Source organism: Streptomyces sp. WZ.A104 (assembly GCF_002382885.1).
Taxonomy (GTDB): Bacteria; Actinomycetota; Actinomycetes; order Streptomycetales; family Streptomycetaceae; genus Streptomyces.
The window spans coordinates 1-26,153 of the sequence record NZ_NWVL01000097.1 but is presented as its reverse complement, the minus strand read 5'-3'; the positions used below and the strand labels follow the sequence as shown (position 1 = coordinate 26,153).

Annotated in this window: 22 protein-coding genes; 14 read left to right on the top strand and 8 right to left on the bottom strand. The window is 72.4% G+C overall.

Annotated features, from left to right (window positions below):
- A partial coding sequence (locus CIB93_RS33330) for a hypothetical protein (RefSeq protein WP_096632369.1) occupies window positions 1–1,322 on the top strand: 1,322 nt, incomplete at its 5' end.
- Between the two features lie 83 nt (window positions 1,323–1,405).
- On the opposite strand, the gene CIB93_RS33325 is transcribed toward CIB93_RS33330, so the two are convergent.
- Window positions 1,406–1,762, bottom strand: coding sequence for an iron-sulfur cluster assembly accessory protein (locus CIB93_RS33325; RefSeq protein WP_006123927.1), 357 nt, complete (start codon window positions 1,760–1,762; stop codon window positions 1,406–1,408).
- Between the two features lie 264 nt (window positions 1,763–2,026).
- On the opposite strand from CIB93_RS33325, the gene nadA reads away from it, so the two are divergent.
- Window positions 2,027–3,214, top strand: coding sequence for a quinolinate synthase NadA (gene nadA / locus CIB93_RS33320; protein WP_179500332.1), 1,188 nt, complete (start codon window positions 2,027–2,029; stop codon window positions 3,212–3,214).
- A 232-nt stretch (window positions 3,215–3,446) separates the two neighbouring features.
- The gene (locus CIB93_RS33315) at window positions 3,447–5,759 is read left to right on the top strand and encodes a tetratricopeptide repeat protein (RefSeq protein WP_257002476.1); all 2,313 of its coding nucleotides are present in this window, start codon (window positions 3,447–3,449) and stop codon (window positions 5,757–5,759) included.
- Between the two features lie 62 nt (window positions 5,760–5,821).
- Here CIB93_RS33315 and CIB93_RS33310 read toward each other — a convergent pair whose 3' ends face one another.
- From CIB93_RS33310 to CIB93_RS33290, 5 genes are all read right to left on the bottom strand, one after another.
- Window positions 5,822–8,977, bottom strand: a complete 3,156-nt coding sequence (locus tag CIB93_RS33310) for an efflux RND transporter permease subunit (RefSeq protein ID WP_096632367.1) — start codon at window positions 8,975–8,977, stop codon at window positions 5,822–5,824.
- Between the two features lie 180 nt (window positions 8,978–9,157).
- The gene (locus tag CIB93_RS33305) at window positions 9,158–9,883 is read right to left on the bottom strand and encodes a response regulator transcription factor (protein ID WP_096632365.1); all 726 of its coding nucleotides are present in this window, start codon (window positions 9,881–9,883) and stop codon (window positions 9,158–9,160) included.
- Complete coding sequence (locus CIB93_RS33300) at window positions 9,880–11,163, bottom strand: sensor histidine kinase (protein ID WP_096632364.1); 1,284 nt, start codon at window positions 11,161–11,163, stop codon at window positions 9,880–9,882. Before CIB93_RS33300 ends, CIB93_RS33305 begins: the two co-directional genes overlap by 4 nt.
- 135 nt (window positions 11,164–11,298) lie before the next feature.
- Window positions 11,299–11,577, bottom strand: coding sequence for a hypothetical protein (locus CIB93_RS33295; RefSeq protein WP_096632362.1), 279 nt, complete (start codon window positions 11,575–11,577; stop codon window positions 11,299–11,301).
- A 10-nt stretch (window positions 11,578–11,587) separates the two neighbouring features.
- A complete protein-coding gene (locus CIB93_RS33290; RefSeq protein WP_096632360.1) occupies window positions 11,588–12,370 on the bottom strand; it encodes a PspA/IM30 family protein in 783 nt (260 codons plus the stop codon).
- Between the two features lie 330 nt (window positions 12,371–12,700).
- Between CIB93_RS33290 and CIB93_RS33285 the strand changes: the two genes are divergently transcribed.
- From CIB93_RS33285 to CIB93_RS33275, 3 genes are all read left to right on the top strand, one after another.
- On the top strand, window positions 12,701–13,300 hold the full coding sequence (locus CIB93_RS33285; protein ID WP_096632359.1) for a DUF3043 domain-containing protein: 600 nt from the start codon (window positions 12,701–12,703) through the stop codon (window positions 13,298–13,300).
- 128 nt (window positions 13,301–13,428) lie between these two features.
- Complete coding sequence (locus CIB93_RS33280) at window positions 13,429–14,091, top strand: bifunctional 2-polyprenyl-6-hydroxyphenol methylase/3-demethylubiquinol 3-O-methyltransferase UbiG (RefSeq protein WP_096632370.1); 663 nt, start codon at window positions 13,429–13,431, stop codon at window positions 14,089–14,091.
- A gap of 76 nt (window positions 14,092–14,167) precedes the next feature.
- Complete coding sequence (locus tag CIB93_RS33275; RefSeq protein WP_096632357.1) at window positions 14,168–15,271, top strand: S1C family serine protease; 1,104 nt, start codon at window positions 14,168–14,170, stop codon at window positions 15,269–15,271.
- 88 nt (window positions 15,272–15,359) lie between these two features.
- Here CIB93_RS33275 and CIB93_RS33270 read toward each other — a convergent pair whose 3' ends face one another.
- Window positions 15,360–15,569 (bottom strand): hypothetical protein, encoded by a 210-nt coding sequence (locus CIB93_RS33270; RefSeq protein ID WP_096632356.1) that lies wholly within the window; start codon window positions 15,567–15,569, stop codon window positions 15,360–15,362.
- 78 nt (window positions 15,570–15,647) lie between these two features.
- On the opposite strand from CIB93_RS33270, the gene CIB93_RS33265 reads away from it, so the two are divergent.
- The 4 genes from CIB93_RS33265 to CIB93_RS38260 all read left to right on the top strand — a co-directional run bounded on the left by CIB93_RS33265 (window position 15,648) and on the right by CIB93_RS38260 (window position 20,683).
- Window positions 15,648–16,850 (top strand): bifunctional adenosylcobinamide kinase/adenosylcobinamide-phosphate guanylyltransferase, encoded by a 1,203-nt coding sequence (locus CIB93_RS33265; protein ID WP_096632354.1) that lies wholly within the window; start codon window positions 15,648–15,650, stop codon window positions 16,848–16,850.
- A gap of 118 nt (window positions 16,851–16,968) precedes the next feature.
- The gene (cobT, locus tag CIB93_RS33260; protein ID WP_096632353.1) at window positions 16,969–18,087 is read left to right on the top strand and encodes a nicotinate-nucleotide--dimethylbenzimidazole phosphoribosyltransferase; all 1,119 of its coding nucleotides are present in this window, start codon (window positions 16,969–16,971) and stop codon (window positions 18,085–18,087) included.
- Window positions 18,088–18,179: 92 nt separating this feature from the next.
- A complete protein-coding gene (locus CIB93_RS33255) occupies window positions 18,180–19,961 on the top strand; it encodes a phosphatidylglycerol lysyltransferase domain-containing protein (RefSeq protein WP_096632351.1) in 1,782 nt (593 codons plus the stop codon).
- Window positions 19,958–20,683, top strand: coding sequence for a hypothetical protein (locus CIB93_RS38260; protein ID WP_179500331.1), 726 nt, complete (start codon window positions 19,958–19,960; stop codon window positions 20,681–20,683). The genes CIB93_RS33255 and CIB93_RS38260 overlap by 4 nt, the downstream gene beginning before the upstream one ends.
- Here CIB93_RS38260 and CIB93_RS33245 read toward each other — a convergent pair.
- On the bottom strand, window positions 20,623–21,387 hold the full coding sequence (locus tag CIB93_RS33245) for a hypothetical protein (protein ID WP_096632349.1): 765 nt from the start codon (window positions 21,385–21,387) through the stop codon (window positions 20,623–20,625). The two genes, CIB93_RS38260 and CIB93_RS33245, sit on opposite strands and share 61 nt — an antisense overlap.
- 88 nt (window positions 21,388–21,475) lie before the next feature.
- Between CIB93_RS33245 and CIB93_RS33240 the strand changes: the two genes are divergently transcribed.
- The 4 genes from CIB93_RS33240 to CIB93_RS33225 form a co-directional block, all read left to right on the top strand.
- A complete protein-coding gene (locus CIB93_RS33240; RefSeq protein ID WP_096632348.1) occupies window positions 21,476–22,258 on the top strand; it encodes an adenosylcobinamide-GDP ribazoletransferase in 783 nt (260 codons plus the stop codon).
- Between the two features lie 192 nt (window positions 22,259–22,450).
- Window positions 22,451–24,010: a leucyl aminopeptidase gene (locus tag CIB93_RS33235; protein WP_096632346.1), complete on the top strand. Its 1,560-nt coding sequence runs from the start codon at window positions 22,451–22,453 to the stop codon at window positions 24,008–24,010.
- Between the two features lie 347 nt (window positions 24,011–24,357).
- Window positions 24,358–25,746, top strand: a complete 1,389-nt coding sequence (gene lpdA, locus CIB93_RS33230; protein ID WP_096632345.1) for a dihydrolipoyl dehydrogenase — start codon at window positions 24,358–24,360, stop codon at window positions 25,744–25,746.
- 62 nt (window positions 25,747–25,808) lie between these two features.
- The coding region (locus CIB93_RS33225) for a biotin/lipoyl-containing protein (RefSeq protein WP_306454834.1) at window positions 25,809–26,153 on the top strand (345 nt) is incomplete at its 3' end.

Here is a 26,153-nt window from a genome sequence, read left to right as displayed (position 1 = left end):
TGCTGGCCGGGGGCGGCGGGGCGTACTGGGCCTCGACCGCTTCGAGCGGCGGCGCGGCGGACGGCGGGGCGGCGGCGAAGGACGCGGCCCCGCTGACCCTGGACGCCGCCGCCGCGGCGGACGGCCCGAGCACCCCTCCCCCGGGCATCGCGCCCGGCGAACCGGACCCGGGCGGTCCGCCGGTGGTCTACAGGGCGTCGGGCGAGCTGCCCGACGGTCCGGACGAGGCGGCGGTGCACCACGCCCGGGGCACGGTGGCGTCGGCCGAGGTGGCCCGGCTGGCCAAGGCGCTGGGCATCCCGGGCACGCCGCGCACCGAGGGCACGTCCTGGGTGGTCGGCGACGGCGACGGCCCCGGCGCGCTCCTGAAGGTGACGAAGCAGGCTCCGGGCACCTGGACGTTCGCCCGCACCACCCCGGTGAAGCCCTGCGAGCCGGGGAAGGTGTGTGCGAACGGGTCCGGGGAGCCGGGCGGCACCCCGGTGAGCGAGAGAGCGGCGAAGGCTGCCGCGGCCCCGGTCCTCAAGGCGGCCGGGCAGGACGACGCGGCGCTGAACGCGGGCCAGCTCATCGGCGATGCCCGCGTGGTCAACGCCGCTCCGAAGGTCGACGGACTCCCCACGTACGGCTGGTCCACCGGCATCCAGGTGGGCCCGGACGGCGAGGTGACCGGCGGCAGCGGCCATTTGAAGGCGCTGGAGAAGGGGGACACCTACCCGGCGATCGGCGCGGACGAGGCGCTGGAGCAGCTGAACGCGGCGAGCAAGGGCAAGGGGGACGGCGGCCGGGACATCGGCGGGTGCGCCACTCCCGTCCCGCTGGAGGGTGAGCCGAAGACCTCGGTGCCCGACTGCGTCCCGTCGAACGGCAAGCGGGCGCCGGTGGAGCGGACGGTCGAGGACGCGGTGTTCGGCCTCGCCCTGCACTATGTGGACGGCCGGCAGACACTGGTGCCGTCGTGGCTGTTCACGGTCCGGCAGGCGCCGGGCGGGCCGGAGGACACGGTCACGCAGGTCGCCGTGGATCCGGAGTTCATCGAGAAGCCGGAGACGCCGGCGCCCTCCGGGGACCGGAAGGTGACCTCGTACGCGGCGGACGGCCGGACCCTTGAGGTGACCTTCTGGGGCGGCGTGTGCAGTACGTACACGGCGAGCGCCGAGGAGAGCGCGGGCCAGGTGCGGATCTCGGTCACCGAGCAGCCGCACGAGGGCGCCTGCATCATGATCGCCAAGGAGCTGACCCGGACGGTGACGCTGGAGAAGCCGCTCGGGGACCGCACGGTGATCGACGCGGCGTCGGGCGCCACGGTGCCGCGCGGCTGAGACGCGGACGGACGGGACGGGACGCACGAGGGCGGCCCCGGGAGGGATTCCCGGGGCCGCCCTCGTATGCCGGTGCGCGGCGTTTAGCTGAACGAGTCGCCGCAGGCGCAGGAGCCGGTGGCGTTGGGGTTGTCGATCGTGAAGCCCTGCTTCTCGATCGTGTCGACGAAGTCGATGGAGGCGCCGCCCAGGTACGGGGCGCTCATCCGGTCGGTGACGACCTTCACACCGTCGAAGTCCTTCACGACGTCACCGTCGAGCGAGCGCTCGTCGAAGAAGAGCTGGTAGCGCAGGCCCGAGCAACCGCCGGGCTGGACGGCGACGCGCAGCGCCAGGTCCTCGCGGCCCTCCTGCTCCAGCAGGGCCTTGACCTTGGCGGCGGCGGCGTCGGACAGGAGGATGCCGTCGCTCACGGTGGTGGTCTCGTCCGATACGGACATCTGCTTCTCTCCCGGGTTGTACGGACTGCTTGCCGACGGTTCAACCGCCAGACCCGCGGATTCATTCCGGGCCAAGCGCTTGTCTGTTCCTTTTCATGCTCGCACACCCGGTCGCCCGGGGGATGCGTCACATCGACGCTATCGGCATCGTCAAAGTGACACGAAGCGGCTATCATAGATAGCGTCAAATAGACGAAAAGGCGGAGTTCGCCGAAGCTCTTCGCAGAAGTTCGCGGAGTTCACTGAGTTCGCAGACTAGAAAGGGTGCGTGACGTGACCACGGCCCAGCCCCTGGACGTACAGCCGACACCGCTCGCGCTGCTGCTGCTCGGCCGTGAGGCCGACCCGAGGAGCGAGCGCGGCGTCGAATGCCCCGGCGACCTCCCCTCCCCCTCCGACCCGGACCTGGTGGAGCGCGCCCGCGTCGCGAAGGAGAAGCTCGGGGACAAGGTGTTCGTCCTCGGCCACCACTACCAGCGCGACGAGGTCATCCAGTTCGCGGACGTCACCGGCGACTCGTTCAAGCTGGCCCGCGACGCGGCCGCGCGCCCGGAGGCGGAGTACATCGTCTTCTGCGGTGTGCACTTCATGGCCGAGTCGGCGGACATCCTGACCACCGACGCCCAGGCGGTCGTGCTGCCGGACCTGGCGGCGGGCTGCTCGATGGCCGACATGGCCACCGCCGAGCAGGTCGAAGAGTGCTGGGACGTGCTGACCGATGCCGGGGTCGCCGACCAGGTCGTGCCCGTCTCGTACATGAACTCCTCCGCGGACATCAAGGCCTTCACCGGCCGGCACGGCGGCACGATCTGTACGTCCTCGAACGCGAAGCGGGCCCTGGAGTGGGCCTTCGAGCAGGGCGAGAAGATCCTCTTCCTCCCGGACCAGCACCTGGGCCGCAACACGGCCGTGCGGGACATGGGGATGAGCCTCACGGACTGCGTCGTCTACAACCCGCACAAGCCCAACGGCGGCCTCAGCGCCGAGCAGCTGCGGAACGCGAAGATGATCCTGTGGCGCGGCCACTGCTCGGTCCACGGCCGCTTCTCGGTCGAGTCGGTCGAGGATGTCCGGGCCCGGATTCCCGGGGTCAACGTGCTGGTGCACCCCGAGTGCAAGCACGAGGTCGTCGCGGCCGCGGACTACGTCGGCTCGACGGAGTACATCATCAAGGCCCTGGAGGCAGCGCCGCGCGGCTCGAAGTGGGCGATCGGCACGGAGCTGAACCTGGTCCGCCGCCTGGCGAATCGTTTCGCTTCCGAGGACAAGGAGATCGTCTTCCTCGACAAGACGGTCTGCTTCTGCTCGACGATGAACCGCATCGACCTGCCGCACCTGGTCTGGACCCTGGAGTCCCTGGCCGACGGCAAGCTGGTCAACCGGATCGAGGTCGACCCGGAGACCGAGAAGTACGCCAAGCTCGCGCTGGAGCGGATGCTGGCGCTGCCGTAGCGGGTGAGCGACGAGGGGCCCGGTTCGCCGTTGTGACGGCGGGCCGGGCCCCTCGTGCGCGCCGAGACGCCCCGCGGCGGCCCCTGGGCCCCGGATCGGGCCACTTCGCCCGTACGGCACCCACCCCACCCTTTGCGTAACTACGCTGCTACTCACCGCAGTCGGTCGCTCTCCGGAACGGCCGCGGAACGACGTGGACGACAGCGACGAGCAGCGAGACGGTGGGGCGGGTATGAGCTACGAGGACCACGGGGCCGACATCGCGGGTGGCACGGGTAGGACGGACACCGGCGCGTTGCCGCGTGCGGAGGAGACCGTACGGGGCTGCCGCAGCCTCGCCGAGAGCGCCCCCGCGGCCCGGCTCGCACTCGCCGCGATGCTGGATGGCCTCTCCGCGCTGCGGGCCGGTGCCGGGGACCGTGATGGGGCCCTGGCGGCGGCGGAGGAGGAGGTGGAGATCTACCGGGCGCTCGACGCGGAGCGGCCGGGCGACTTCCTGCCCGCCCTGGCCGGGGCCCTGCACCGGCTGTCGGACCGGGTCCGCGCCACCGGGGACCGCACCGGCGCCCTGCCCCCGGCGCAGGAGGCCGCGCGGATCTACGCCGAGCTCGGCATGAAGCGCCCGGGGGACTTCCAGGCGGAGCTGGCCCTCGCCATGGGCGCCCTGGGCGACCGGATCGCCGACACCGGGGACCGGGCTACCGCCGTGCCGTTCGCGAAGCAGTCCGTACGGCTCCAGCGCGAGCTGGTCGAGGAGGAGCGGCCGGGCGCGTCCGTTCCGGCGCTCGCGGCGTACCTGCTGGGCTGCGCCGCGCATCTGGCGGGCGCCGGGGAGCCGGTGGAGGCCGTGCCCCGGGCGGAGGAGGCGGTCGGCCTCCTCCGGCGCCTCGCCGAGGAAGAGGAGGAGGCCTTCCTGCCTCGGCTCGCCGCCGCTCTGCACGCCCTCGGCGACCACCGCGCGGCCGTGAGCGACCTCTCCGGCGCGATCGACGCGGCCCGGGAGGCGGGCGACTGCTTCCGTGAACTCGCCGACCTGCGGCCGGATGTCTTCCGCCCGGAGCTGGCCCCGGCACTCGACGGCCTGGCCGGTCACCTCAACAGGGCCGGAGACCCGGCGGCGGGCCTGCGGGCTGCGGAGGAGGCGGTGGCCCTGCTCCGCGAGCCTGCCGGGCAACACCCTGAGGCCTTCCGCCCGGGCCTGGCCGCCGCTCTCCGCACCCTCGCCCGGAGCCTGGCGGGCACCGGTGGCCCCGCGCAGGCGTCGGCCCCGGCGCGGGAGGCCGTCGGTCTGCTGCGTGAACAGGGCGACGACGTCCTGCCGGAACTGGCCCGCTCGCTCCATCTGCTCGGCACGCACCTGGAGGCGAGCGGTGATGCGGAGGGGGCGGTGGAAGCGTTCTGGGAGTCGGTGGCTCTCCACCGGTCCCTGGCGCTGGAGGACCCCGGCGGCTGCGATGCCCCGGTCACCGCCCTGGTCTCCGCTCTCGACGACCTGACCCGGACGCTCGCCCGTACCGGCGAACACACGGCGGCGATCGAGGAGTTCGAGGAAACGGTCAAGGAGTTCACGGCGGCCGACCCGGCGGTCGCCCGGCGCCTGCGCGTCGAACGGAGCGTCTTCCTGCTGCGCTGCCCGGACCCCTGGCCCGCGACCGGAGTGAGCGAGCTGGTGCGGTGGCTCGACGAGGACGGGGAGCGGAACGGGAACGCGGACACCGTGACCGTACGGGCGAGGCGGGCGCTGCGCGCGTACGGTGACAGCGCCGCGGTGCACACGGCGTGGGAGGAGGAGACCTTCACGCCCGTGCCGGACTGGCTGGCCCTGCCTGCGAAGACCCTGGACCTCGTCAGCGCCTGGATGTTCGCACCCGACTGGCCCCGCTCCCGCGATTTCTGGTCGCAGAACGCCGATGTCCTCAGCGGCGGGGAGGCGGTGACCGCCCTCGACGAGCTGGCGGTCCTGGACCCCCTCGGCGCCCAGCGGCACGCCCTGCTCCGCGAGTCCGTCCTCGCCCACGGGGTGACCGCCGCCTACGATCCGCTGATCCTTTCGGAGCAGCTGGCCCAGTGGCTGGAGTGCGCGGACTGGACGGAGTCACGGGCCTATCTGGAGGAGCACCCGCGCCTCCTGGACGTGCAGCCGCCCGCCGCCACCCCGCTGGCCCACGTCGCGATGCTCGACATCGGCCGCACCGAGGGCCTGGACGCCGCGTACCGGCTGGTGGAGGACCGCGACGCCCTCCAGGCCTACGTGGAGCGGGCGTTGGAAGCCGGGGACGGCACCGCGCTGATGCACGCCGGGGGCATCGAGGGCCAGGTCTTCCACGACCGGCTCTCCTCGCTCACCCATGCCCAGGTGGCCCTGGTGCTCTCGGGAGAGACCTCGGGGTTCGACCCGGACGACCTGGCCGCGCTCCTGCACAGGGCCGGCGAGGAGACCCGCGCCCGGCTGGTGGAGGAGACCGTCGCCCTGAGCCTCCGCCACCCCGAACCGCACGGGGAGACCTGGCGCCGGATCATCGGGGCACTGGGCGGAGAGGCCTGACGCACAGGGGCCTGCCCCACGCGGGTGCGCGGGACGGGCCCCTGTGCCGGCAGGGCAGTCGGCTACACGCCCGAGGGCTGTGTCTCCTTCGCCTCCTCCGGCTCGGCCCCGGCCGGTACGCCCGCCTTCGCGGCGCGCTTGGCGGCCTTCTTCCCGGCGCGGCGCTCCTTGCGCAGCTCGACCATCGCGTACAGCGTCGGGACGAGCAGCAGGGTCAGCAGCGTGGAGCTGATCAGACCGCCGATCACCACGACGCCCAGCGGCTGCGAGATGAAGCCGCCGTCGCCGGTGACGCCGAGCGCCATCGGGAGCAGGGCGAAGATCGTGGCCAGGGCCGTCATCAGGATCGGGCGGAAGCGGTGGCGGCCGCCCTCGATGACGGCTTCCACGATGCCCAGGCCCTGGGCGCGGTACTGGTTGATCAGGTCGATCAGCACGATCGCGTTGGTGACCACGATGCCGATGAGCATCAGCAGGCCGATCATCGCGGGAACGCCCAGCGGGGTGCCGGTGACGAGCAGCAGGCCGATGGCTCCGGTGGCCGCGAACGGGACGGAGACCAGCAGGATCAGCGGCTGGATCAGCGACCGGAAGGTCGCCACCAGCAGCATGAACACGATCGCGATGGCCGCCAGCATGGCGAGGCCGAGCTGCATGAAGGCCTCGTTCTGGTCCTCGGTGACGCCGCCGATGGTGGCGGTGGCGCCGTCGGGGAGGTCCAGGGCGTCGATCTTCTGGGCGAGCGTGGCGCTGACCGCGCCGGTGTTGTCACCGACGGGCTTGGCGGTGATGGTCGCCGCGCGCTGGCCGTCGATCCGGGTCGTGGAGACCGGGCCGGGGACGAGCTTCACCTCGGCGATGTCGCCGAGCTTCACCGGGCCGAGCGGCAGGGCCTTGAGCTCGGCCATGGTGGTGGCCGGGCGGGCGGACCTGATGACGACGTCGCGCTCGGTGTCGTCCAGCATCGCGGTGCCGGCCGGGGTGCCGCGTACGGCTCCGGCGACGACCCCGCCCAGTGTGGTGGAGTCGAATCCGGCGGCCGCCGCCCGGTCGTTGGCCGTGACGGAGATGCGCGGGACGCTCTGCGACAGGTCGCTCTGGACGTCGGTGACGTCCTTGATGGTGGCGACCTCGGCGCGGACGGTGTCGGCCGCCTTCTTGAGGGTGTCCGCGTCGGCGGCCTTGACCACGACGCTCAGGTCCTGGGCGCCGAAGCCGTCGCCCGCGGCGATGGAGGTGTCGCCGATGCCGTCGAGCCTGCCGAGGGCCTCGTCGATGCGGTCCTGGGCGCTCTCGTAGTCCGCGGCGTCCTTCAGGGTGACCTGGTAGGAGGCCTGGTTGGAGCCCGTACCGCCGCCGAAGGCCGCCATGAAGCCGGAGGAGCCGACGGTGACCTGGTAGTCCTTGACGCCCTTGTCCTGGTCAAGGACCTTCTCCACCTTGCGGGCGGCCTCGTCGGCGGCCTCCAGGCTGGTGCCGGGCGCCAGCTCCTGCTTGACGGTCAGGACTTCCTGCTCGCCCGCGTCGAAGAAGTTCGTCTTCAGCAGCGGGAGCATCCCGAAGGTGCCGATGAGCACCGCGACGGCGATGACGACGCTGGTGATCCGGCGGCGGGTCGCGAAGCGCAGGATCGGGACGTACAGCCGCTGGAGCCTGCTGCGGGCCTCCTTCTCCTCCGCGAGGCGGCGGGCCTCCGCGGCGTCCTCCGGGGTGCCCTTGGGGGCCCGCAGGAACCAGTACGACAGCACCGGCACCACGGTGAGCGAGACCACCAGCGAGGCCAGCAGGGCCGCGGTGACGGTCAGCGAGAACGAACCGAAGAGCTGGCCGATCATGCCGCCGACCAGACCGATGGGCAGGAACACGGCGACGGTCGTCAGGGTGGCGGACGTGACCGCTCCGGCCACTTCCTTCACCGCGGTGATGATCGCCGTGTGGCGGTCCTCGCCGTAGCCGAGGTGGCGCTTGATGTTCTCCAGCACCACGATCGAGTCGTCGACGACCCGACCGATGGCGATGGTCAGCGCGCCGAGCGTGAGCATGTTCAGCGACAGGTCCCGGGTCCACAGCACGATCAGCGCGAGGACGACGGAGAGCGGGATGGAGACCGCGGTGACCAGCGTCGAGCGGATCGAGGCGAGGAAGACCAGGATCACGACGACCGCGAAGACCAGCCCGAGCGCACCCTCGGTGGTCAGCCCGGAGATCGCTTTGGAGACGGCCGGGCCCTGGTCGGAGACGACCGTCAGCTCGGCGCCCGCGCCGAGGTCCTCGCGGAGCTCGGGGAGCTTGTCCTTGACGGCGTCCGAGATGGCGACGGCGCTGCCGTCCTTGTCCATGGTGGCCATCACGGCGAGGCTCGGCTTGCCGTTGGTACGGGTGATGGAGACCGCTGTGGACGGCTCCTGCTTCACCTCGGCCACATCACCGAGGCGCACCGGCTCGCCCGGCTCGTCCGAGGCGTCCGCGGGGGCCTCCGCGACGACCTGGAGGTCCTCGATCTGCTTCAGGGAGGTGTAGCCACCGCCGACCTGGATGGTGCGGCTCTTGCCCGCCTCGGAGAAGGAACCGGCCGGGAGGGTCGTACCGCCCGCCCGGAGGGCCTGGGACAGCGAGCCCGCGTTCAGACCGGCCGCCGCGAGCTTCTTGTCGTCCGGTACGACGGAGACCTGGAGCTCCTGCACCCCGTCCACGGTGACCTGGCCGACGCCCTCGATGTCCTGGAGGGCCGGGACGACCGTGCGGTCGAGCCGGTCGGCCAGCGCCTGCTGGTCCTCGTCGGCGGTGACCGCGAGGACCACGGTCGGGATGTCGTCGGTGGAACCGGCGATGACCTGCGGGTCGACGGTCGCGGGCAGCTGGGCGCGGGCCCGGTTCACCGCCTGCTGGATGTCGGCGACGAGCTGCTTGGTGCCTTCGTCGCCGAAGTCGAACGTCGCCATGATCAGGGCGTTGCCCTCGCTGGCCGTCGAGGTGATGCCCTCGACGCCGTCGACGGCCTTGATGGAGTTCTCCAGCGGCTCGACGACCTGCTTCTCGACCACATCGGGGGACGCACCCTGGTAGGGCGCCAGCACGGACACCATCGGCAGTTCGATGGTGGGCAGCAGCTGCTGCTTGAGCTGCGGGATCGCTATCGCGCCGAAGACGAGCGCGACAATCGAGACCAGCCCGATCAGGGCCCGTTGCGCGAGGCTGAATCTGGACAGCCAGGACATGGGTGCATCTCTCTTCTGTGGCGTACGCGGAGGAGGGCGGGAGGCAGCACGGGGACGCCTCCGAGCCCACCCCTACGATCTCCGGTTCGCGCCGCCCGTACGTCGGCCCTCCGGGCTGCTTTCTTATGCCGCGCATACCGCAGGTGGAGTACGCCCTCGTACACCCCTGTCCCCGCCCGGTCAGTCGGCCCGGGCGCGCACCAGGCCCGATTCGTAGGCGATGACCACCAATTGCGCCCGGTCCCGGGCGCCGACCTTCGCCATCGCCCGGTTCACATGGGTCTTGACGGTGAGCGGGCTGACCTCAAGGCGTTCGGCGATCTCGTCGTTGGAGTGGCCGCCCGCGACCTGCACCAGCACCTCGCGTTCGCGGCCGGTGAGCGCGCCCAGCCGCTCCGCGTACTCCGCGCTGTCGGGCCCCTCCTCCGAACTCCCGCCCTGGGCCAGGAACGTGGCGATGAGCCCCTTGGTCGCGGCCGGGGAGAGCAGCGCCTCGCCCGCCGCGGCGATCCGGATGGCGTTCAGCAGCTCCTCCGGTTCGGCGCCCTTGCCGAGGAACCCGGAGGCCCCGGCGCGTAGCGACCGGACCACGTACTCGTCGACCTCGAAGGTGGTGAGCATGACCACCCGTACGCCGGACAGCTCCGGGTCCGCGCTGATCATGCGGGTGGCGGCGAGCCCGTCGGTGCCCGGCATCCGGATGTCCATGAGCACCACGTGGGCGCCGGTGGTGCGGGCCAGCTCGACCGCCTGCGCCCCGTCCGCCGCCTCGCCGACGACCTCCATGTCCGGCTCGGAGTCCACCAGCACCCGGAACGCGCTGCGCAGGAGCGCCTGGTCGTCCGCGAGCAGCACCCTGATCGGTACGTCCGGTGCCGCCGACGGCACCGGTGTCGGCTGGGTCATCGGCGTACCCCCGTCCCGCCCGCCGTGCCCGGCAGCTCCGGTTCACCCGCGCGGGCCTCGACCGGCAGGATCGCATGGACCCGGAAGCCGCCACCGTAGCGAGGTCCCGCGGTGAGGGCACCGCCGAGGGCGGTGACGCGCTCACGCATGCCGACCAGGCCGTGGCCGCCGCTGTCCGGGCTCTCGTCCCCGGTGGCGGTGGTCCGCTCCCGGCTGCCGCGGCCGTTGTCGAGCACGGTGATCTCGGCGGTGGCCCCGACCCGTACGACGCTGACCTCGGCCCGGGCCCCGGCGCCCGCGTGCTTGCGGACGTTGGTCAGGGCCTCCTGGATGACCCGGTAGGCGGCCAGGTCGACACCGGCGGGCAGCCGGATCCCCTCCGCGGCGCAGGCCACCTCGACGGGGAGCCCGGCGTTGCGGAAGGTGTCCACCAGCTCGTCGAGGACCGCGAGGCCGGGGGCCGGTTCGGTGGGCGCTGCCGGGTCGCCCTGCTGGCGCAGCAGTCCGACGGTGACCCGCAGTTCGTTGAGCGCGGAGCGGCTGGCGTCGCGGACGTGGGCGAGCGCCTCCTTGGCCTGGTCGGGGCGCTTGTCCATGACGTGGGCGGCGACCCCGGCCTGCACGTTGACCAGGGCGATGTGGTGGGCGACGACGTCGTGGAGGTCGCGGGCGATGCGCAGCCGCTCCTCGGCGACGCGGCGCCGGGCCTCCTCCTCTCGGGTGCGCTCGGCCCGCTCGGCGCGCTCCCGGATGGCGTCGACGAAGGCACGCCTGCTGCGTACGGCGTCCCCGGCGGCCGAAGCCAGGCCGGTCCAGGCGAACACGCCGAAGTTCTCCTGGCTGTACCAGGGGGTCGAGCCGAAGACCATCGCGGCCGCGGTGAGCCCGCCCATCGTCAGCAGCCCGACCTTCCAGGTGGTCGGGCGGTCGGTGCGCGAGGCGACGGTGTAGAGGGCGATGACGGTGCTCATGACGACCGGTGCGGGCGGTTCCATCAGGACGTACTCGACGGCCGAGAGCGCGGCGGTGACGGCGAGGACCTGCATCGGGCGGCGGCGGCGCAGGACGAGGGCCGCCGCGGTCAGCGTCATCAGGAGCACGCTGAACAGCTCGGGGGTACGGGCCCCGAAGGACGGCGGCCCCTGACCGTCGCCCGGGCCGGTGAACGAACTGCAGATCATCGCGACGAGGGTGCAGAACGCCAGGGCCGCGTCGAACGCGAGGGGATGGTCCCGGAGCCAGCGGCGGGCGCGCGCGAAGCCGGACGAGAGGGTGGTCACGTCCAGCTACGGTACGCGGCCGGGCCGGGCGGCCGGGACCGTTCCGCGGGGGAGGACCCGACGCACAGCGCCCCGCACCCGGCGGACCGGGGGCGGGGCACAGGGGTGCTGGTCGACAGCGCGGGTTCAGCGCGGTCAGTTGGGGATGAGCCCGTCGTCGCTGAGCATGTCGCGGACCTCTTCGAGGGTCGCGTCGGGCGCCGGAAGGATCAGCTCGGACGGCTCCAGGGAGTCGTCCGGCAGCGGCGTACCGAGCTCGCGCACCTTGTCCAGGAGTGCGTGGAGAGTGGTGCGGAAGCTGGGGCTGTCGCCGCTCTCCATCTCCTTGAGCAGGACGTCGTCGAGCTCGTTCAGTTCGACGAAGTGACTGTCGGCCAGTTTTACCTGGCCCTCCCCCATGATCCGTACGATCATGACGCTGCCCTTACTGCTTGTCGAACTTGTGCGGGGACTGCTGCGACTGCGGCGTGCTGTCCTGGGCGCCGCCCTCGATGGCCTGCTGCGAGGACGAGGAACCGCCCGCCAGCTCGGCCTTCATCCGCTGGAGCTCCAGCTCCACGTCGCTGCCACCGGAGAGCCGGTCCAGCTCGGCGGCGATGTCGTCCTTCGCGGTGCCGGTCGGGTCGTCCAGGGCGCCGGAGGCGAGCAGCTCGTCGATGGCGCCGGCCCGCGCCTGGAGCTGCTGCGTCTTGTCCTCGGCCCGCTGGATCGCCAGGCCCACATCGCCCATCTCCTCGGAGATGCCGGAGAAGGCCTCGCCGATCCGGGTCTGGGCCTGCGCCGCCGTGTAGGTGGCCTTGATGGTCTCCTTCTTGGTGCGGAAGGCGTCGACCTTGGCCTGGAGCCGCTGGGCGGCGAGGGTGAGCTTCTCCTCCTCGCCCTGCAGCGTGGTGTGCTGCGTCTCCAGGTCGGTGACCTGCTGCTGGAGTGCGGCGCGGCGCGACAGCGCCTCGCGGGCCAGGTCCTCGCGGCCCAGCGCCAGCGCCTTGCGGCCCTGGTCCTCCAGCTTGGACGACTGGCCCTGCAACTGGTTCAGCTGCAACTCCAGGCGCTTGCGGGACGTCGCCACGTCGGCAACGCCTCGACGCACCTTCTGAAGCAGCTCCAGCTGCTTCTGGTACGAGTAATCGAGGGTCTCGCGCGGATCCTCGGCCCGGTCAAGGGCCTTGTTTGCCTTCGCGCGGAAGATCATCCCCATACGCTTCATGACACCGCTCATGGGCTTCGCGCGCCCCCTTCTGACGGACTGAGCTCCAGCACTCCCGATAGAACCCACAGTACGGGCCCTGCCTCTATTACCGCACTGTTCGGGCGCGGATGTGCTCCTCCCCAAGGACGAGTACGCCCGGTGAACACTCCCGCCCAGGGTGTAGGTGGCCCCCCGGGCGCCCGGGGAGGACAAGTCGAACGAGCGGCTGAACAGGCGGTAAACGCCTGTTCTGCACCCGTCGGGACGCTTCTGGGGACGCGGCCCGTTGCCGGATCGTTCCCGCCCTTGTTCCCGGGCCCGCCCGCCGACCCCGTACCCTTGGGTTTTGTGTTCCGTAGCCGCGCCAAGACAGAGAAGGCCCCCACCGATCAGGTGACGGCGGACCTCTCCAAGCAGCCCCGCGACCCGCAGGCTCCCAAGGGTCGCCCCACCCCCAAGCGCAGTGAGGCCCAGACGCAGCGCCGACGTGCCGCGACCAGCGCGCCGACCGACCGCAAGGCGGCCATGAAGCGCCAGCGTGAGGCGCGCCGGGCCGACCTGGCCAGGCAGCGCGAGGCGCTCGCCTCGGGCGACGAGCGCTACCTCCCGGTCCGTGACAAGGGCCCGGTGCGTCGCTTCGTCCGCGATTACGTGGACTCGCGCTTCCACATCGCCGAGTGGTTCCTGCCGCTCGCCGTGGTCATCCTGATCCTCAGCGTGATCCGGGTGCAGAACATCCAGACCATCTCGCTGCTGCTCTGGGTCGGCGTGATCATCCTGATCGTGATCGACTCGATCGGCCTGACGATGCGCCTGAAGAAGGAGCTGCGGAAGCGCTTCCCGGACGCCCCGAAGCGTGGAGCCGTGGCCTACGGCCTGATGCGTACGCTCCAGATGCGCCGACTGCGGCTGCCGAAGCCGCAGGTCAAGCGCGGAGAGCGGCCCTGAGCACGGAGGCCTCCGACGTCACCGGGGTCTCCCCGGTCGGCCCGGCCGGCTTCGGCGGCGTGCGCGACACGGTCCGCCAGGAGCTCGTCGGGCGCCAGCTGGACGAGCAGATAGCCGGGCGGTTCCCGGTGGGTCGTCGGCTGCGCGTCCTGGACGTCGGTACGGGCCGGGGCACCCAGGCGCTGCGCCTTGCGCGGGCCGGTCATTCGGTGACGGGTCTGGAGTCGGACGCCGAGCTGCTCGGGGCGGCCCGTACTGCCCTGTCGACCGAGCCCGAGGGCATCCGGGAGCGGGTCAGGCTGATCGAGGGCGACGGCCGGGACACCGGCGTGCACTTCCTGCCCGGCAGTTTCGACGTGGTGCTGTGCCACGGCGTCCTGATGTACGTCGAGGAGCCGGACCCCATGCTGGCCGGGCTCGCCCGGATGCTGGCGCCCGGCGGCCTGCTCTCCCTGCTCGTACGGAACGCGGACGCGCTCGCGATGCGCCCCGCGCTCGCCGGTGACTTCGGCGCGGCCCTGGCCGCCTTCGACACCGCCACGTACACCGACCACGTGGGCCGCCCGGTCCGGGCCGACCGGCTCGATGCCCTGCGGGCCACGCTCGCCGGGATCGCCGCCCCGCTGCACGCCTGGTACGGGGTGCGGGTCTTCACGGACGGCGTGGCGGACGACGCGCAGCTCCCGGCCGAGGAGCTGGAGCGGGCCGTGACCCTGGAGGACCGGGCCGGGCGCACCGACCCGTACCGGGGTGTGGCGGCTCTGCTGCACCTGTGCGGGGTGCGCGGGTAGGTCGGGGTACGGCGGTGGGCCCCGTTCGGCCCATCAGTGCGGGCGCCCGAACGGGCTGGGAGACCAGACTCCGGATATGGACACTCCGGACACGCCCCCATCCCCTTCCCGCCGCCGGGCAGGCAGGCTGCTGCCGCCCCTGTCGGCAGCCCTCTGCGCGATCGCCCTGGCGAGCGGCTGTTCCGGTGCGGGTCCGGCGGCCCCCGCGCCGGAGGCCAGTGCCTCGGGGACGGCCCAGGGTGCGGCGGTCCGGGCCTCCAACGAACTGGAGAGCGCCTACCAGGCCGTCATCAACGACGTACTGCCGTCGGTCGTGCAGATCGACGCCTCCGACAGCCTCGGTTCCGGGGTCGTCTACGACAGCAGGGGGCACATCGTCACCAACGCCCATGTGATCGGCGACGAGAGGGAGTTCAAGGTCAGCGTCGCCACCGGGGAGACGGTGCTGAACGCCTCGCTGGTCTCCTCGTATCCGGAACAGGACCTGGCCGTGATCAAACTCGACGAGGTGCCGGACGGGCTGAAGCCCGCGAAGTTCGGCGACGCGGAGAAGGTCGAGGTGGGGCAGGTCGTGATGGCGATGGGCTCGCCGCTCGGCCTCTCCAGCAGCGTCACCCAGGGCATCGTCTCGGCGCTCGGCCGGACGGTGAGCGAGAGCCGGGCGGGCGGCGGCACCGGGGCGACGATCGCCAACATGGTGCAGACCTCCGCGGCGATCAACCCGGGCAACAGCGGCGGGGCGCTGGTCAACCTCAGCAGCGAGGTCATCGGCATCCCCACCCTCGCGGCGACGGATCCGCGGATGGGAGACAGCGCGGCGCCCGGCATCGGCTTCGCGATTCCCGTCTCGATGGTGAGGACGGTCGCCGACCAGATCATCAAGGACGGCCGGGTCACCGACTCGGGCCGGGCCGCGCTCAACATCACCGGCCGCACGGTCGTCGACGACGACTACCGCCCCGCCGGGGTGGCCCTGGTCAGCGTGGACCGGGGCGGCGCGGCGGCCGACGCGGGGCTGCGGGCCGGGGACGTCATCACGAAGATCGGGGACAGCGAGGTCACCACGGTCACCTCGCTCTCCGAGGCGCTGGCGGCCGAAAGGCCGGGCCAGAAGGTCACGGTGACGTACTCGCGCGGCGGCGACAGCCGGACGGCGGAGGTCACGCTCGGGGAGATCTGAGCGGTCAGGACGCGGTCAGGACGAGGAACGGAAGGGGGCGGGCTCCGCCGGCCGTGCCGCGGAGCCCGCCCCCTTCCGTGCCCGAGCGTCAGGCGCCGTCGGCCTGCAAGCTCATCGGGCCGTAGATCTTGGTCGAGTCCTCGAAGAGCGTCACCTGGGCGGCACCGCCCTCCAGCAGTTCCTTCCAGAACTCACCGATCCAGGACTCCGCGTCGCCCTGGGTGGTGAACTCCTCCGGCTGCAACACCGGCTCCGTCTCCGTACCGTCGGACTTCTCGAACCGCCACGTCCACGCCATGTCCGCCTCCTGGGTCACGTTGCTGCCCGAAGCCTAGCCGGGCGCGCGCCGCGCGGGGGGACACGGGAGGATCAAGGTGTGGAACTGACTCTGCTCGGCACCGGAGCCCCCGACGGGCTGCCGCGCCCTTCCTGTCCCTGCGCGGCCTGCGCGTCGGCCCGCGGTCCGTGGGCGCGGGCCGCGACGGCGCTGCTGGTCGACGACGCGCTGCTGCTCGACCTCACCCCCGGAGCGGTGTTCGCCGCCGCGCGGGCGGGGCATTCGCTGGGCACGGTGCGCCAGGTGCTGCTGACCCATCCGCACGACGGGCCCGCCGTCGAACTGCCGCCCGCCCTGCCGCAGGCCGGGCGGGTGCCGGACGGCCAGGTGCTGACGCTGATCAGCGGGCACCGGGTACGGGCGGTGGCGATGGACGCGCCGGGGACGGGGTACGAGGTGAGCTCGCCGGAGGGCGAGCGGCTGCTGTACCTGCCGCCGGGGGCCGCGCCCTCGGGGCTGACCGAGCGGGCGGAGCGGCCGTTGGACATGGTCGTCTGCGATGTGATCGCGCGGCCCGACGCGGTGGCCCGGCTGCGGTCGGTGGGCGCGGTGGGCCCGGCGACCGAGGTGATCGCGGTCCACCTGGACCACGACGCCCCGCCGGGCGCGGCGCTGGAGCGGCGGCTCGCGTCGGCCGGGGCGCGGGCGGTGCCGGACGGGACGACGCTGGTGGTGGGCGAGTACCACGCGGTGCCGGACGTGCCGCGCCGGGTGCTGGTGACGGGCGGCGCGCGGTCGGGGAAGTCGCTGGAGGCGGAGCGGCGGCTGGAGACGTTCCCGGACGTGGTGTACGTGGCGACCGGAGGCCGCCGCGACGGGGACCCGGAATGGGCGGCCCGGGTGGGTCTGCACCGGGAGCGCAGGCCGGGCGCGTGGCGGACCGAGGAGACCTGTGAGGTCGCGAAGCTCCTGGCGGCGGACGGGCCGCCGCTGCTGGTCGACTGCCTGTCCCTGTGGCTGACCGACGCGATGGACCGGGTGGATGCCTGGGAGGACGTGCGGTGGCGGCACGGCGGCGAGGAGGCGTTGCGGGGGCGGGTCGCGGAGCTGGTGGGCGCGGTGCGGGAGACCCGGCGCCAGGTGGTGCTGGTGACCAACGAGGTGGGGGCGGGGGTGGTCCCGGCGACCCCGGCGGGGCGGCGGTTCCGGGACGAGCTGGGCCGGCTGAACGCGGCGGTGGCGGCCGAGTGCGAGGAAGTGCTGCTGGTGGTGGCGGGGCAGGCGGTGGTGCTGCGGGGGTGAGGGGGCGTCACCGGTATCCGGTCGGGTTCCGCGGGCCGACCGGTACTGTTCCCGGCGGGGGCCCGCCGCCGGGTTCCCGGACCGGAAACAGACGTGACGACCCGCGAGGCAGACCTCCGTGAACCTGGACGACTTCTCCGACCTGATCGAACGCCCCGACGGGGGTGTGCGCCGCGATGCCGAGGAACGGCGTGAGCGGCTGATCGTGCCGCCCGGGGCGCTCGGCCGGCTCGACGAGCTGGGCGAGTGGCTCAGCGCCGCGCAGCAGTCCGTGCCGGTCAGGGCCGTCGAGCAGCCGCGCCTGGTGCTCTTCGCCGGTGATCATGGAGTGGCGGAGCTGGGTGTCTCGGGCCGGTCGGCGGGAAGCGCGTACGAGCTGGTCCGGGCGGCACTCGACGGTACGAGCCCCGTCTCGGTGCTGGCCCGCCGCTTCTCCGTACCGCTGCGGATCGTGGACGCCGGTCTCGACTGCGATCCGGAGCTGCTTCCCGAGTCCGTCGTACGGCACCGGGTGCGGCGGGGGTCGGGGCGGATCGACGTCGAGGACGCGCTGACGGTCGAGGAGGCCGAGCGGGCGGTCCGGCTGGGCATGGCGATCGCCGACGAGGAGGCGGACTCCGGCACCGATCTGGTGGTGCTCGGCGACCTCAGTGTCGGGGGGACCACGGCCGCGGCCACGCTGATCGCGGCGCTCTGCGGGACGGATGCCTCGGTGGTGACCGGGCGCGGTGGTGCGGGCATCGACGACCTGGCCTGGATGCGCAAGTGCGCGGCGATCCGGGACGCGCTGCGCCGGGCCCGGCCGGTGCTCGGCGACCAGCTGGAGCTGCTGGCCGCGTCGGGCGGCGCGGATCTGGCGGCGATGACCGGCTTCCTGTTGCAGAGCGCGGTGCGCCGGATGCCGGTGATCCTGGACGGGGTCGTCTCGGCGGCCTGTGCGCTGGTGGCGCAGCGGGCGGCGTTCCGGGCGCCGGACTGGTGGCTGGCCGGTCAGGTCAGCGGGGAGCCCGCGCAGACGAAGGCGCTGGACCGGATGGCCCTGACCCCGCTGCTGGACCACGGGGTGACGGTGGGCGAGGGCAGCGGGGCGCTGCTGGCCCTGCCGCTGGTGCAGGCGGCGGCCGCGCTGGCCGCCGAACTGCCGGAGCGTACGCCGGAGGCGACCGAGGACGAGGATGAGGCCGAGGCGGGGGAAGCCCCCTCCGAGGACGAGGTGGAGGTGCTCGACGCGACCTGAGGCCATGGCGGGGCGGTCAGATCGGGGCGGGCAGTCCCCACCGACCACACCCGCCACCCTTATGTCCGTAATGCGCCATATGATCACCTCTCATGGGAGAGGTTCGATCGGCCGAAGAGGCAGCCCGGCGCAGCACCGTCCGGTCCCGGCGGAGCGCGGCGTTCGCCATCTGGTATCTGCGCGTCGTCTCGTTCATCAATTTCCTCAGCGCCGTCTGGGTCAGCCTCGGCCAGGACCTGCGGCGGCACAACACCGAGAACTACTTCACGCCCTACCTGCTCAGCGCGGGGTTCTCCGCCGGGGTGGTCGCCCTGTTCCTGGCGATCACCATGCGGCGGCGCAAGCGGGCCGCCTGGATCGTGAACATGGTCCTGGGCGGGCTGGTGCTGGCGCTCCTGATCCTCGCGTTCTTCTTCGCGGAGATCCGCCAGCACGCGCAGAACTGGGTCTCACTGGGGCTGACGGCCGCCTTCGTCGCCGCGCTGCTGCTCGGGCGGCGGGAGTTCTACGCCAAGGGCGACCGCTCCAACCCCAAGCTGGCGGCCCTGGTGGCCGTGGCGGGGCTGCTGGCCACCTCGCTCATCGCGACGGCCCTGGTGACCGTCACCAACACCGCCCACGACGAGTACCGCTCCACCTTTCTGGACCGCTGGCGCTACGGGGCGCTCCGCCTCGTCTCCGTGGCGGCCGACGACTCCCGCTTCCCCGGGATCACCACACCCGGCTGGGTCAACGTCGTCATCAACATCCTGTCCACGCTGCTGCTGATCACCGTCGTCTACGCCGCGTTCCGCTCGCGCCGCGCGGTGGACCCGCTCTCCCCCGAGGACGAGGCGCGGCTCCGCGTACTGCTGGACAAGCACGGCGACCGGGACTCGCTCGGCTACTTCGCGCTGCGCCGGGAGAAGAGCGCCGTGTGGTCGCCGACCCGGAAGGCCGCCGTCGTCTACCGGGTCGTCGGCGGGGTCTCCCTGGCATCCGGCGATCCGATCGGCGACCCGGAGGCCTGGCCGGGCGCGATCGCCCCCTGGCTGACCGAGGCCCGGGAGCACGGCTGGATTCCGGCCGTGATGGGCGCGAGCGAGGAGGCGGGCACGGTCTACTCCCGGCACGGCCTGGACGCGCTGGAGCTGGGCGACGAGGCGATCGTGGAGACCGCCGAGTTCACGCTCGACGGGCGGGCGATGCGTACGGTGCGCCAGGCCTACAACCGGGTGAAGCGCGCCGGGTACGAGGTGACGATCCGGCGGCACGCGGACATCCCCGAGGACCAGATGGCCGACCTCGTGCGGCGCGCCGACGACTGGCGTGACGGGGAGACCGAGCGCGGTTTCTCCATGGCCCTCGGGCGGCTCGGCGACCCGGCCGACGGGCAGTGCGTGATGCTGGAGTGCCGCGATGCGGGCGAGGCCGGGGCCCCCGGTGAGCTGCGCGCGATCCTGAGCTTCGTGCCGTGGGGGCCGCACGGCCTCTCCCTCGACCTGATGCGCCGCGACCGGGACGCGGAGAACGGGCTGATGGAGTTCATGGTCATCCAGCTGCTCCAGCGCTCGGGCGAGATCGGGATCACTCAGGTCTCGCTCAACTTCGCGATGTTCCGGTCCGTCTTCGAGAGGGGATCGCGGCTCGGCGCGGGACCGGTGCTGAGGCTGTGGCGTTCGCTGTTGAGCTTCTTCTCGCGCTGGTGGCAGATCGAGTCGCTCTACCGGGCCAACGCCAAGTACCGACCGATCTGGGAGCCGCGTTTCATGCTGTTCGAGAAGAGCGCCGACCTGGCGCGGATCGCCCTCGCGGCGGGGCGCGCCGAGGGGTTCCTGGAGGCGCCGGGGCTGCCGAAGTGGCTGCACCGCTCGCACCTGGGCACCCGTAGGTGAGCCGCCTCCCGGCTCTGCGCCGGGCGGTGCTGCGCGAGTGGGGGCCGCTCTTCACCACCGTACGGACGGGAATCACCGACGGCGGTGTGCGGGCGCTCGCCCTGACGCTGACGGCGGTGGCGCTGACGGCGGTGGTCCAGGTCGTCCAGAACCAGGCCTGGGGCTACGGCCCGGTGCAGAACCTGGGGGCGGTGCGGGCCGAGGACCCGGTGTGGCAGGCCCTGCTGCGTACACCGCTGTCACTGTTCGTGCCCGCGCTCGATCTGCCCGTGTGGGGCGCGCTGGCCCAGATCCTGCTGGTGTTCGGCATCGCGGAGGTGTGCCTGGGGCGGTGGCGCATGCTCGCGGTCGCGTATCTGGCCACGCTCGCCGGGACGCTGTACGCCCGGATCGGCATCGCGCTCGGCCCGGACGCCGTCCTCGGGCTGCCCGCATCGGACGCGCAGGTGGTGGACACCGGCCCTTCGGCGGCGGTCGTGGGACTCGCGGTGTACGTCTGCCATCAGCGGCGCGCCTGGTTCACCGGGGCACTGGTGATCGTCGCGATGGTGGTGGAGGTCCTGGTCAAGGACAATCTGGCGGGCCGCGAGCATCTGGCCGCCATCGCCGCCGTCCTGGTGGTGTGCGGCGTACGGGAGCGGCTCGGGCGGCGGCGGGCCGCTCAGGACCTGCCCGCGGGCGGCGACGGCACCCGGTCCGGGGCGCCGCCGATGAGGTCCTGAAACCTCCGGCGCGGCCCGGCCCACCGCACGTCGTGGCGGTAGGCCCGCAGCACCGCCTTGGAACGGGCGCGGTGGCGGTGGCGGTAGAACCGCTTGGCCCAGGGCGACGTGGGGCGGGCCAGGCGGACCGCGCCGACCAGGGCCACGAACGGGACGAAGGTGCCGAGCACCGCCATCCGCGCCTTGCCCTTGAACAGCGCGATCAGGACGAAGCAGAAGTTGATCACGTATGAGGTGATGACGCCGATCCGGCCCTGCTGCTCCTGATCGGTCACGTCGTCCACGCCGAGCGGCGAGAAGCCCGCCAGGACCAGCAGCACCAGCGAGGCGGTCAGCACGACCACCTCCACGCTCTGGCGGCCCGCCTCGGTCCAGTACACGTCGTCCAGATGCAGGATCAGGGCGAACTCGTCCAGCACCAGACCCGCCCCCACTCCGAAGATGATCGCGCACAGCCCCGCGGCCACCCCGTGGCGGCCCGCGGCCACCGCCCCGAATCCGCCGATCACGCTCAGCACGACACCGGGCACCACATGGTGAATGTGCATCCCGCCCGGGGTGATGTTGCGGAACGGGCCCTTCCCGGCGCGGATCAGCCGGGTGACACCGCGGGTGATCGCGAAGGTCAGGACGAAGGCGGCCAGCGCGAGAAGCAGGGGGAGCTTGCCCGGTTCCACGATGTTGGTGTGCCACCAGTTACCCACGCCACCCGCTCCCGATGCATTCACTTCTGTGACTATTTGCCCGTTTCGTCCAATCTATCGGCGGGCGGGAGCGGCTAGCCTGCCCGCGGTGACCTCCCTGAACAGCCATGGCCTGCGTTTCGCCTTCGGCACCCTGACCGTACTGCCCGTCCGCGTGACCCGCTGGGACCGCGCGACCGCCCGCTCGGGCATGCTCTGCGCCCCGCTCGCCGGGCTCGTCGTGGGACTGCTCGCCGCCGCCCTCGGTTCGCTGTCGCTGCTGGCCGGATCGGGGCCGCTGCTCGCGGCGGTCGCCTCCGTCGCGGTGCCCGCCGCCCTCACCCGGGGGCTGCACCTGGACGGACTGGCGGACACGGCGGACGGGCTCGGCAGCGGGAAACCGGCCGAGGACGCGCTGCGGATCATGAAGCAGTCCGACATTGGGCCGTTCGGTGTCATCACGCTCCTCCTGGTCCTGCTGGCCCAGGTCGCGGTCCTCTTCGAGCTGTACGGGGAGGGCTGGGCGCACGGGGCGCTCGGGGCCGTCGTGGCGGCCGTCGCCGCCCGCCTCGCGCTGACCCTGGCGTCCCGTCAGGGCGTCCCGGCGGCCCGGCCGGAGGGGCTCGGGGCGACGGTGGCCGCCACGGTCCCGGTCCGGTGGGCGCTGCTCGCGGCGGCGGTCGCGGTGGCGCTGTGCGGGGCGGCGGGGGCGGCGTTCGGTCCGTACGGTGCGCTGCACCACGCGCTCGCGGTGCTGGGGGCGCTGGCCGTGGCCGAACTGCTGCTGCGGCACTGCGTGCGGCGGTTCGGCGGGGTCACCGGGGACGTCTTCGGGGGCGTCGAGGAGAGCGCGGCGACGGCGGCCCTGGTGGTGCTGGCACTGGGTTCCTGACGGCGGGGCGGCTCGTCGCGGCGGCCGGCACCGGCCGCCCTGGCGGTCCGGAACGGCCCGCCGCCGTCACACGGCAGGAATCGCGCGCGTAGGCTCATTCCCGGCACATCGCGGCGGCGTCTACGATGCGCCGGGCACGGCCGGCCCACCCCTCGGCCGAACCGAACTCAACGGAAGCGAGATTTCACCACCGTGACTGCTCTCACTCTCAGCACTGCCGGTGCGGCGACGCTGCGCGCCGACGCACTCGTCGTCGGCGTCGCCAAGGGCGCTGGGCCCAAGTCGGGCCCGGTCCTCGCACCCGGCGCCGAGGCCGTGGACAAGGCGTTCGACGGAAAGCTCGCCGACGTCCTCGCGACCCTGGGCGCCACCGGTGCCGAGGGCGAACTGACCAAGCTGCCCGCCGCGCCCGGCCTCAAGGCGCCGGTCGTCGTCGCGGTCGGCCTCGGTCCGGTCCCGGACAAGGAGGACGCGTACGACGCGGAGGCCCTGCGCCGCGCCGCGGGCACCGCCGCCCGTGCGCTGTCCGGTTCGAAGAAGGCCGGTTTCGCGCTGCCCGCCGGTTCGGTCGAGGACGCCGCCGCCGTCGCCGAGGGTGCGCTGCTCGGCGCGTACGCCTTCACCGCCTACCAGGGCGGCGAGAACAAGCTCGCCCCCAAGGCCGCGAAGTCCGCCAAGGAGAACGGCCCGAAGCAGCCCCTCGCCGAGGTGGCCCTGCTCGGCGCCAAGCCGCGCGACAAGGCCTTCAAGGCCGCCGTCGAGCGCGCACTCGCGCTGGTCGAGGAGATCAACCGGGCCCGCGACCTCATCAACACCCCGCCGAACGACCTGTACCCCGAGTCCTTCGCCGCCGTGGCCACCGCCGCGGGCAAGGAGCACGGCATCAAGGTGCAGGTGCTCGACGAGAAGGCGCTCGTCAAGGGCGGCTACGGCGGTCTCCTCGGCGTCGGCCAGGGCTCCGAGAACGGCCCGCGCCTGGTGAAGCTCGCCTACACGCACCCGAAGGCGGAGAAGACCCTGGCCCTCGTCGGCAAGGGCATCACCTACGACTCGGGCGGCATCTCGCTCAAGCCGGCCGGTCACAACGAGACGATGAAGTGCGACATGAGCGGCGCGGCCGCCGTGTTCGCCGCCGTCGTCGCGGCCGCCCGCCTCGGCCTGAAGGTCAACGTCACCGGCTGGCTGGCGCTGGCCGAGAACATGCCCTCCGGCAACGCCACCCGCCCCGGTGACGTGCTGCGCATGTACAGCGGCAAGACCGTCGAGGTCCTCAACACCGACGCCGAGGGCCGACTCGTCCTGGCCGACGCGCTGACCCGCGCCTCGGAGGAGAAGCCGGACGCCATCGTCGACGTGGCGACCCTGACCGGCGCGATGGTGCTGGCGCTCGGCAACCGCACCTTCGGCATCATGGCCAACGACGACGCCTTCCGTACGTCGATCCACGAGATCGCCGAGGAGGTCGGCGAGGCCTCCTGGCCGATGCCGCTCCCCGCCGACCTGCGCAAGGGCATGGACTCCCCCACCGCCGACATGGCCAACATGGGCGAGCGGATGGGCGGCGGCCTGGTCGCCGGTCTGTTCCTGAAGGAGTTCGTGGGCGAGGGCATCGCCTGGGCCCACCTGGACATCGCCGGTCCGGCGTTCCACGAGGGCGCTCCGTACGGCTACACGCCCAAGGGCGGCACCGGCTCCGCGGTCCGCACCCTGGTGCGCCTCGCCGAGCGCACCGCCGACGGCGACCTGGGCTGAGTGGCCCACCCCGCCGGACACCCTCACGGCCCCGGGCATAGCTCCGGGGCCGTAGGCGTTGTCGCCCCCGGGTAGCGGCACGCGGTCCGGGCGGGTTTCGCTCTCGACGAAACCAGCGGAATCCGTAGGTCTCTACGCAGCAGTAACCCTCCGGGACGGACGATCATCCGTCCCGGACCCGGGCCCCGCGTCCCGCCCGCCGTCGACAAGTGCGAAGATGGGTTCTCGGCAGGACAGGGCCCCCACCACAGGGCCGAAAGACAAAAGCGGCCGAACACCAGCCGACCGGCCGGTCACACCCCAGCGACGGGGCCCGGCGTACGGCGCACATGCATGGAGGACGTGACGTGGCGAACGACGCCAGCACCGTTTTCGACCTAGTGATCCTCGGCGGTGGCAGTGGCGGGTACGCCGCGGCCCTGCGCGGAGCGCAGCTGGGCCTGGACGTCGCCCTGATCGAGAAGGGCAAGGTCGGCGGCACCTGCCTGCACAACGGCTGCATCCCCACGAAGGCACTGCTGCACGCGGGCGAGATCGCGGACCAGGCCCGCGAGTCGGCCCAGTTCGGCGTGAAGGCCACCTTCGAGGGCATCGACATGGAGGCCGTCAACAAGTACAAGGACGAGGTGATCTCGGGCCTGTACAAGGGTCTCCAGGGTCTCGTCGCCTCGCGCAAGGTCCACTACATCGAGGGTGAGGGCAAGCTCTCCTCCCCCACCTCCGTGGACGTGAACGGCCAGCGCGTCCAGGGCCGCCACGTACTGCTGGCGACCGGCTCCGTGCCGAAGTCGCTGCCGGGCCTGGAGATCGACGGCAACCGGATCATCTCCTCGGACCACGCGCTGAAGCTGGACCGCGTCCCGAAGTCCGCGATCGTGCTGGGCGGCGGCGTCATCGGCGTCGAGTTCGCCTCGGCGTGGAAGTCCTTCGGCACCGAGGTCACGATCGTCGAGGGCCTCAAGCACCTCGTCCCGGTCGAGGACGAGAACAGCTCCAAGCTTCTTGAGCGCGCCTTCCGCAAGCGCGGCATCAAGTTCAACCTCGGCACCTTCTTCGACAAGGCCGAGTACACCGAGGACGGCGTCCGTGTGACGCTCGCCGACGGCAAGACCTTCGAGGCGGAGGTGCTGCTCGTCGCCATCGGCCGCGGCCCGGTCTCGCAGGGCCTCGGTTACGAGGAGCAGGGCGTCGCGATGGACCGCGGCTATGTCCTGGTCGACGAGTACATGCAGACCAACGTCCCGACGATCTCGGCCGTCGGCGACCTCGTCCCGACGCTCCAGCTCGCGCACGTCGGCTTCGCCGAGGGCATCCTGGTGGCGGAGCGGCTGGCCGGTCTCAAGACCGTCCCGATCGACTACGACGGCGTGCCGAAGGTGACGTACTGCCACCCCGAGGTCGCCTCCGTGGGCATCACCGAGGCCAAGGCCAAGGAGATCTACGGCGCGGACAAGGTCGTCGCCCTCAAGTACAACCTCGCGGGCAACGGCAAGAGCAAGATCCTGAAGACCGCGGGCGAGATCAAGCTCGTCCAGGTCAAGGACGGTGCCGTGGTCGGCGTCCACATGGTGGGCGACCGCATGGGCGAGCAGGTCGGCGAAGCCCAGCTGATCTACAACTGGGAGGCGCTGCCCGCCGAGGTCGCGCAGCTCATCCACGCCCACCCGACGCAGAACGAGGCGATGGGCGAAGCGCACCTGGCGCTGGCGGGCAAGCCCCTCCACGCCCACGACTGATCCCCCGGTACCGGGCGCGACGACCGACCACTTCCGCATTTTCGTAAGGAGCAACTGAAACCATGTCGGTTTCCGTAACCCTTCCGGCGCTCGGCGAGAGCGTCACCGAGGGCACTGTCACCCGTTGGCTGAAGGCCGAGGGCGAGCGCGTCGAGGCCGACGAGCCGTTGCTCGAAGTCTCGACCGACAAGGTCGACACCGAGATCCCGGCCCCCGCGTCCGGTGTGCTGGCCTCCATCAAGGTCGCCGAGGACGAGACCGTCGAGGTCGGCGCCGAGCTGGCCGTCATCGACGACGGCTCCGGCGCTCCGGCCGAGGCCCCGGCCCCGGCCGCCGAGACCCCCGCCGCCCCGGCCGAGGCTCCTGCCCCGGCCGCCGAGGCGCCCGCCGCCCCGGCCCCCGCGGCC